General features: G+C 36.0%; 5 protein-coding genes. 4 read left to right on the forward strand and 1 reads right to left on the reverse strand.

Annotated features, from left to right (window positions below; translation table 11 throughout):
- The first annotated feature begins 166 nt into the window (after window positions 1-166).
- Complete coding sequence (locus Q5O30_RS00245; protein ID WP_021951766.1) at window positions 167-3,094, forward strand: glycosyl hydrolase family 28-related protein; 2,928 nt, start codon at window positions 167-169, stop codon at window positions 3,092-3,094.
- Window positions 3,095-3,109: 15 nt separating this feature from the next.
- Window positions 3,110-4,930, forward strand: coding sequence for a hypothetical protein (locus Q5O30_RS00250; RefSeq protein WP_021951767.1), 1,821 nt, complete (start codon window positions 3,110-3,112; stop codon window positions 4,928-4,930).
- Between the two features lie 12 nt (window positions 4,931-4,942).
- Here the strand turns inward: Q5O30_RS00250 and ymfI are convergent, their stop codons facing one another.
- Entirely contained in the window at window positions 4,943-5,665 is a 723-nt protein-coding gene (ymfI, locus tag Q5O30_RS00255; RefSeq protein ID WP_021951768.1) for an elongation factor P 5-aminopentanone reductase, read from the reverse strand.
- A 240-nt stretch (window positions 5,666-5,905) separates the two neighbouring features.
- Here ymfI and Q5O30_RS00260 point away from each other — a divergent pair, with 240 nt between their 5' ends.
- Complete coding sequence (locus Q5O30_RS00260; protein ID WP_021951769.1) at window positions 5,906-7,237, forward strand: NlpC/P60 family protein; 1,332 nt, start codon at window positions 5,906-5,908, stop codon at window positions 7,235-7,237.
- 514 nt (window positions 7,238-7,751) lie between these two features.
- Window positions 7,752-8,291, forward strand: a complete 540-nt coding sequence (gene hpf, locus Q5O30_RS00265; RefSeq protein ID WP_021951770.1) for a ribosome hibernation-promoting factor, HPF/YfiA family — start codon at window positions 7,752-7,754, stop codon at window positions 8,289-8,291.
- The last annotated feature ends 30 nt before the right edge of the window (window positions 8,292-8,321 follow it).

An 8,321-nucleotide genomic window follows, 5' to 3' on the forward strand; every position in this document is an offset into this window, starting at 1 on the left:
CCGATAAAGCCCTAAAATACGGGATATATCGGCATTTACCAACTTATGAAAAGATAATCAGAAATTTAGTAAGTTTTTAAGAAAATATTTGAAATAGTTTTAATTTGCATAATATTCACATATTTGATAAAATCGAAACATATCACATATGTAAAGAGGTATGTATATGAACGGCGAATCATTTTATAAAAAAATGCTGCATGACCACAACGCAGTTTATTTTACAAAGGAAAATTTTGACATCCGAAATGACGGAACCATGGATGTTAGCAGTCAGTTACAGGACGCAGTATACTCTGTTGTAAAAAGGCAGGGGTATGGCGTCCTTTTTGTGCCAGAGGGAAAATATCTTATAAGTAAAACAATTTATATACCAAAGGCTGTAAGGATTATAGGATATGGAGAAGAAAGACCGGAGTTTATATTAAAGGATAATGCAGAAGGCTTTAATGAACCGCATCCTGAGCAAAAAGGAGGATACAAGTATCTTTTTTGGTTTGTAAATATGATGGCAGAGGATGAAAGCAAAATAGCTGATGCCAATCCGGGAACCTTTTACAGTGCCATGTCTAATGTAAACATACATCTTGGAAAGGGAAATGGATATGCTATTGCCTTAAGGACTCATTACGCCCAGCACTGTTTTGTTAATCACATTGATATACATGTAGAATCAGGAATGGCAGGTATATATGATGTGGGAAATGAAATGGAGGATGTGTTTATTAGTGGTGGAAAGTACGGAATCATAACCACAAAATGCTCTCCGGGATGGCCTTTTGTAATGGTGGATACAAGGTTTTATGGGCAAACATCTGCGGCAATAAAAACTCACGAGGCGGGATTTAATATTATAAGAGCTCATAGTGTAAATACATCCAAGTTTATTGATGTTGATGAGGGCTATTTTGAAAAAATCATAATAGAGGATAGTATTTTTGAGGATATGAGTTGTATTATCAGTGCTGCCCAGGAGTTAAACTCCCTTACCCAGATAAATGTATATAACTGTCAGCTGAAGGCTGTGGAAAATATAATCAGATTTAAGGACACGGAAAAGAATATTGCCAATGAAGATTATCAATGCAGACTAAAAAAATATATTCACGGTGTGGTGGTATCCGATGTATTTCCCGACAAGCAGTTTCATGATGAGATATATAGATATGCAAGGGAGATTAATTACAATGACTTAAAAACTGATATTCCAAAGCTTCCGGATATGGACTTGTGGGTTAATGCAAAGGAAGTGGGACTTTCAGGGGACGGCATAACAGATGATACGGAAAGCCTGAAAAAAGCAATAGAAAAATATCAGGTTATTTATTTCCCTCAGGGAGAATACATTTTATCCGATACCATTAAATTAGCTGAAAATACTGTATTCATAGGTATGAATCCGGTATCTACACAGCTGATTTTAAGAGATAATACGGAAAAATTTACAGGCTTTGGTAAAATGAAGCCTTTAATAGAAAGCTCAAATAAGAAAAATATATTGTTTGGAATAGGTATAAATACCAGTGCAAGAAATCCAAGAGCCTGTGGTGTGAAATGGCAGGCAAAAGGTAATTCTTACATTAATGATGTGAAATTCTTCGGAGGTCACGGAAACCTTGTAAAGGGTACCGGAGAATTTGAAATGCCATATGATGAGGGAAGAGCAAGAGATGTGGATGTTAAAAGAGTGTGGGATTACCAGTATCCAAGCCTGTTTATATGTAATGGTGGAGGCGGTATTTTTAAGGATATATGGTCTGCAAGTCCATATGTTACGGCAGGACTTCACATTGAAAATACAGATACTCCATCTAGATTTTACTGCCTGTCCCTAGAGCATCATGGCAGATGTGAGCTTAGAATGATAAATGCCGGAAACATAAAAATATATGGATTCCAAAGCGAGGAGGAAAAGGCAGAAGGGGAGTTTGCCATTCCTATAGAATTACATAATTGTAACAACATAACCTTTGCAACAACATATTGCTTTAGAACAGTGTTTGTAAATAAAGCATTTCCTTATTGCGTAAAAACCTGGAACTGTAAAAACATAAAGTTTTTAAATGTTCATAATTATTCTCAAATGAAATATACAATTGACAATTTTCTGTTAGATGTAAATACGGGAATTGAACTTAGACCATGGCAGGCAGCAGTTGTTGAAGTTACGGGAAATGAACAAAAAGAGGTTATTACCAACAATGAAACTATAATTAAGGATGACAGAAACAGAAAGGAAAAGTACATATCTACCCGTTTGTTTGACGGGTTCAGATTCGCTGATGGAGGATGCTGTGACGGAAAGGGCAACTTCTATTTTGTAGACAGTTTAGATAAAAAAGTATATAGAATTGACGGAAAGACTCTTAAACTTTCCCTATTCTTTGAATCACCATATAAAATTAATTCCATTGGTTTTGACACAAGGGATAACATTATTGTGGTAGGCGAATATAGCATTCCTATGGAGGCAACCATTAATGGAAAAGAAATTGTAAATACACTGCCTAAGGATGCTAATGGAACTTCCTATGGCTTCTGGTATGACAGAAGGGCGCAGGTTGTGGCTTTCTCTGTTGATGCTAACCGGGAAATTGTTAAACTTCACAAAATTAACATAGGAGATATAGAACCGGAAAGGGTATTGTACCCGGGAAACCGTTGGAGGGACAGCACGGATTTCGCAGAAGCAGTTACCTATAATCCTAAAACAGCGTTTTTAGGTCTTGACGGTGCTACAATTGTTCCGTGTCATTATGATTTAATAAGGGCTAATAATTTGGCAAGGTCAAAGCCGGGCAGGAAGCTTTATTCCGTGGACGAGTTATACAAGAGAGTATGGCAGTGTGACATAACCAAGGAAGGACTTTTGGAAAATCCTGTTCCTATAATTGAGGAGGGGGATTTTAAGGTAAAGAAATTTGATGACAAAATTTATGTCGGTGATGACAACATAAAAATATATGATAAAGGAAAACACGTATATACAATAAGAATACAGGAGAGGCCGACGACTTTTGATTTTGGTGGAGAAAAAAGGAAAACACTTTTTGTAACCACAAGGCATTCGGTTTATATTGTGAGGGAAGTTTAAAATAAGGAGACAGAAATGAAAAAGTATCTGCTTACATTATTAGTTGCAGCTACAACCATTATTTTGGTGGGATGTACTACAAATAATCAAAAAGAGAAAAGTACTGAGAAACAGCTAAAGACAGGAATCCAAAATGTTATTGAATACAAAAGCAACGGCAAGGCGGTAAAGGATAAATCTGTGTTAGGTGATAATGTGCTTATATTTTCTCCAAAGGATGATGCATCGGATATTCAAAAGAAGCTAGACGAAATATACAATATTCAGGAAAGAAATCAATTTGGAGACGAAAGATATGCCATAGCTTTTATGCCGGGAGACTACGGGAAATCTCTCCAGGTAAATGTGGGATATTATACTCAGGTGTTAGGTTTGGGAGTTTTACCTGCAGATACTAACATAAACAAATTGTGGGTGGATGCTTCATGGATGAATCATAATGCTACCTGTAATTTTTGGCGGGGAGCAGAAAATTTCAGCATCAATGAATACTGTATGTGGGCTAACTCCCAGGCAGTGTCTCTTAGAAGAATTAATTCTGAAGATGGTATAGTTTTAAGCGACGGAGAAGGATGGTCCAGTGGCGGCTTCATGGCAGATTCTAAATTTAATGGCAACGTGTCTTCAGGCTCCCAGCAGCAATATTTATGTAGAAATGATGAATGGAATTACTGGGAAGGCGGTGTTTGGAACATGGTGTTTACAGGGGTTAGAACATCTATAATTCCTCAGGGACCATGGCCTTATGTTCCATACACAAGGGTGGAAAAAACGCCTGAAATTCAGGAAAAACCATATTTATGTTACGATGATGAAGAGGGCTTTGGGGTAATGGTACCTAAAATGCGAAAAGATTGTGACGGTATTTCGTGGGAAAATGGAGTGGAAGGTACATGCTATAGCCTTAATACTTTTTACATAGCTAGCCCTGATAAGGATAACGCAGATACTATTAATAAGGCATTAGCACAGGGTAAAAATATCTTATTTACACCTGGTGTGTATAAAATTGATAAAACCATAAATGTAACAAAAGAAAATACTATTATTTATGGAATGGGGCTTGCCACGTTAGAAGCAGTTGACGGAAATATATGTATGGAAACAAAGGATGTTTCAGGCATAAAAATTTGTGGACTTTTGTTTGATGCAGGAGAGAAAAAATTAGAAACTATGCTTAAGGTAGGAAGTGAAAAAAGTGATGTGTTTCATGAAGATGACCCTATATGCCTAAGTGACGTGTATTTCAGGGTAGGTGGCGGAAAATATGCAGGAAAAACAGACAACTGTATCACAATAAACAGCAATAACGTTTTAGGAGATAATCTTTGGGTTTGGCGTGCCGACCACAGTGATAATGTGGGATGGAATGTTAATACGGCACCTAATGGAATTATTATTAATGGTGATGATGTAACTATGTATGGACTGTTTGTAGAGCATTTTCAAAAGTATCAGACTATATGGAATGGAAATAATGGAAGACTTTATTTCTATCAAAGCGAAATGCCTTATGATGTACCAAAACAAAAGGCATACATGAGTCATAATGGAACGGTTAAAGGTTACGCATCCCTTAAAATAAGTGATGATGCAGAAAATTTTGAAGGATATGGTATTGGCATATATTGTTATAACAGGGATGCAGATATTGAAATATTATCAGGGGCTGAGGTTCCGGATAAGGAAGGCGTCAGCCTTCATAATGTAGTTACCGTAAAACTAACGGGAAAAGGTCAGATAACCCATGTTATTAATAATCAGGGGGATTCTGTAACAGAGGGAGGAAATACAGCTCATATTAAATCGTATGAAAATGGTGAAATAGAAAAATAAAAGGATGGATTGCTAAACAGTCCATCCTCCATCAAGAGTGATTATCTGTCCAGTCAGGTAATCACTTGTTTTTATTAGTGAAAATACGGCTTTTGCCACGTCATAAGGGGTTCCGATTCTTCCACAGGGAATTTCATCACATAGGGCATTTATATCTTCTTTAGTTAAGTGAGCGTTCATTTTAGTATCGATTATGCCACAGGAAATGGCATTGACCTGGATGTTTGAAGGAGCAAGCTCCTTAGCTAAAGCCTTAGTAAAGGAATTTATTGCACCTTTTGTGGCAGAGTAGGCTACTTCACAGGAGGCACCACAGTTACCCCACACAGAGGATATGTTTATAATTTTTCCGGCTCCTTTTTTTAGAAAAACAGGAATGATTTCCTTTGACATGCCAACTGCTGATGTTACGTTGGAGTTCCATAAATTATTCCAATCTTTTTCTGTTAAATCCTGAAGAAGCCCAATAACGGAAATCCCTGCATTGTTAATTAGAATATCAGGATAATGGCCGTCTAGTTCTAATTGTTTCATTAATTTATTTATATTATTAAAATCCGATAAATCACATTTATAATAGAAGAAACTCCCATTTGCTTCTTGGGCAATGAAAGATAGTGCATCTTCATTAGAATAATAAGTTCCTATAACCTTAAATCCCTTATTAATGAGAAAACGTGTAATTTCAACACCGATTCCACCGGAAGCACCGGTTAGTAATACTGTTTTTTTCATATTGCAAACCTCTTTTTACAAATTAATGTTGATTTTAAGTATAACATATCTTATAATCTATAGGAAGAAAAATAATCTTAACAGACATATTAGAGAATGGTACATTTTTGTTATAAAATGTATGGCATAAAGAGCAATTTGTTGACAAGTTGTGAGACTAATGCTATAATTGTAACAAAAATGTAATATTTTAATATGTAAAATTTTAAATAAGGCAAGATATTGGAGGTCTGATTTTAAATGAGATATAATTATTCAAAAAGATTTGCCGGAAGTGTTTTAGCAGCTGTTATGGCTGTTACGCTAGTTCAGCCGATGTTTGGTGAGGAATTAAATATCGAAGAACCAAGCGCAGGAGCTGCACTTGCCATAGAAAACTATATTGCAAGTACAGGTAGTGAAAACGATTTGGCATCATTACTTCCGGAAAAGGATTCATCAGTAGAAACAAACAAAACTACTACGAAGACTACAAAGAAGAAAACATCAAGCGAAGAAGAATTATTTAGTGATATAGCAATCGCCAGAGTTAACGGTGGTGCAGAAGGTTACGTAAGAGTCAGAAGAATACCAAGCACAAAGGGAAAAATGGTTGGTAAGATTTACAACAACTGTGGTGCAAGAATTCTTGAAAAGACAAACAACGGATGGTACAAGATTGTATCCGGAAATTGTACAGGCTATATAAAAGCAGAATATTTCGTAACAGGAAGTAAGGCACAGGATTACGCATTAGATGACGGATATGTATTTGCTAACATTAAGGATACAGGTATCCACGTAAGACAGTCCCCTACTACTAAGTCAGATGTAGTAACTAACGTTTACAATAAGGAAACATACGTTATAAAGAAGTTCAGCAATGATGGCAATTGGGTTAAAATCAAAATTAAAGCCGGAGTTAGTGGCTGGGTATCATCAGACTTTGTTAAGATAAGTATTGATATGGATACAGCCATTACCATCAAGGAAGAAAAGGAACAGATTAGAAAGCAGAAAGAAGAAGAGGCAAGAGAGCGTCAGGCACAGTTAGATGCTCAGAAGAAGGCTGAAAGCAATAATAATTTACAGTCAGACAACTCTTCTAACACAGCTGGCAACAATACATCAAATAATAACAGTGATAACAGTAACAAGAGTAATAATAGTAGCAATAACAATAGTACTCCTTCACAGAGTACAAACACACAGCCTTCATATGGAGATGCATCAGGAGGCGGAGCTTCAGCAGTAGTTGCATACGCTAAGCAGTTCCTTGGAAATCCATATGTATGGGGTGGTTCAAGTTTAACTAACGGAACAGACTGCTCGGGATTTACAATGTCAGTATATGCACACTTTGGTTATTCACTTAACCGTTCATCATATACTCAGGTATACAACGGAACAGCAGTTTCATTAGGAGCATTACAGCCGGGAGATTTATTATTCTATAAGTACGGCGGCTCAACTATTAGCCATGTGGCTATCTACATAGGTGGTGGACAGATTATCCATGCATCAACAGAAAGCACAGGTATTATAATTAGCGGAATGGGTTCACCTTGTGCAGCAAGGAGAATTATTAATTAATATTAAAAATAACCATGCAGACAGATTGTTGTCCGCATGGTTATTTTTTTTGCCTGAAATTAATTTTGTGTTGTATTTCTAAATGATGTATGGCACCAAATCTCATGAAAAAACAAGGATAAATGATTGTGCAATGAAAATCTTTGAAAAGTCAAGAGGTTATGTGGAAAATGCACAAGTTTATTACATGTTAACAAAACGTTCGTTCTTTTATAATTCGACAAAGATTTACATAAAAAGACTACAAAAAAGGTTAATAATGTTAATAACTCGGTTGATAACCTATTTTGTCGATAAAAAGATGGCAAAAAATATGTTAATAACTAATGTTAATAACTTTCAGGTCAAAAAAGGTCGAAAGTACCAAAATGATGGTTTTATTGTGCAAAATATACAAAATGGTCTTTAGAAAAAAAATACCGGGAAAAAATAGCAAAAAACAATAAAAATCCTTTTGAAATATCGGCATATTATGGTATAATTTAATTACTAGTTAATGAAAGGAAGTGGTACCATGAAAATTAATATTTTCGGAAAGAATATTGAGGTAACAGATGGCATCAAAAGTGCAGTCCAGGAGAAGCTCGGAAAGTTAGACAAGTACTTTGCAGAGGAGACTAGAGCAGATGTTACCCTTAGTGTTAATCGAAACGATCAGAAAGTGGAGGTAACAATTCCTGTAAAAGGAAACATTATCAGAGCGGAAGAAGTCAGCGAGGATATGTACGCATCTATAGATATGGTTGAAGAAACTATAGAGCGTCAGCTTGTAAAGTATAAAAATAAACTTGTTGATAAGAAAAAAGCATTTAGGGAGGATTTTTCAGCTGCTTATTTGGAAGCAGACTACGATGATGACGAAGAGGATGCTGTAAAGATTGTCAGAACAAAGAGCTTTGGAATTAAACCTATGGATCCGGAAGAAGCTTGCGTTCAGATGGAACTGTTAGGACATAATTTCTTTGTATTCCTTAATGCAGATACTGATGAAGTAAACGTTGTTTACAAGAGAAAAGGAAATACATACGGTCTTATTGAACCGATGTTTGACTAAGAAATGACTAAAAAAGCAGTGGCAGGGTTT

It is taken from the genome of Eubacterium sp. CAG:161 (assembly GCF_000432355.1).
GTDB lineage: Bacteria > Bacillota > Clostridia > Lachnospirales > Lachnospiraceae > Eubacterium_G > Eubacterium_G segne.

What these genes read in the sequence shown, in the direction of transcription:
- hpf (WP_021951770.1), top strand. Translation starts at nt 7,752, where the DNA reads ATGAAAATTAATATTTTCGGAAAGAATATTGAGGTAACAGATGGCATC.
- Q5O30_RS00260 (WP_021951769.1), top strand. Translation starts at nt 5,906, where the DNA reads ATGAGATATAATTATTCAAAAAGATTTGCCGGAAGTGTTTTAGCAGCT.
- Q5O30_RS00245 (WP_021951766.1), top strand. Translation starts at nt 167, where the DNA reads ATGAACGGCGAATCATTTTATAAAAAAATGCTGCATGACCACAACGCA.
- ymfI (WP_021951768.1), bottom strand. Translation starts at nt 5,665, where the DNA reads ATGAAAAAAACAGTATTACTAACCGGTGCTTCCGGTGGAATCGGTGTT.
- Q5O30_RS00250 (WP_021951767.1), top strand. Translation starts at nt 3,110, where the DNA reads ATGAAAAAGTATCTGCTTACATTATTAGTTGCAGCTACAACCATTATT.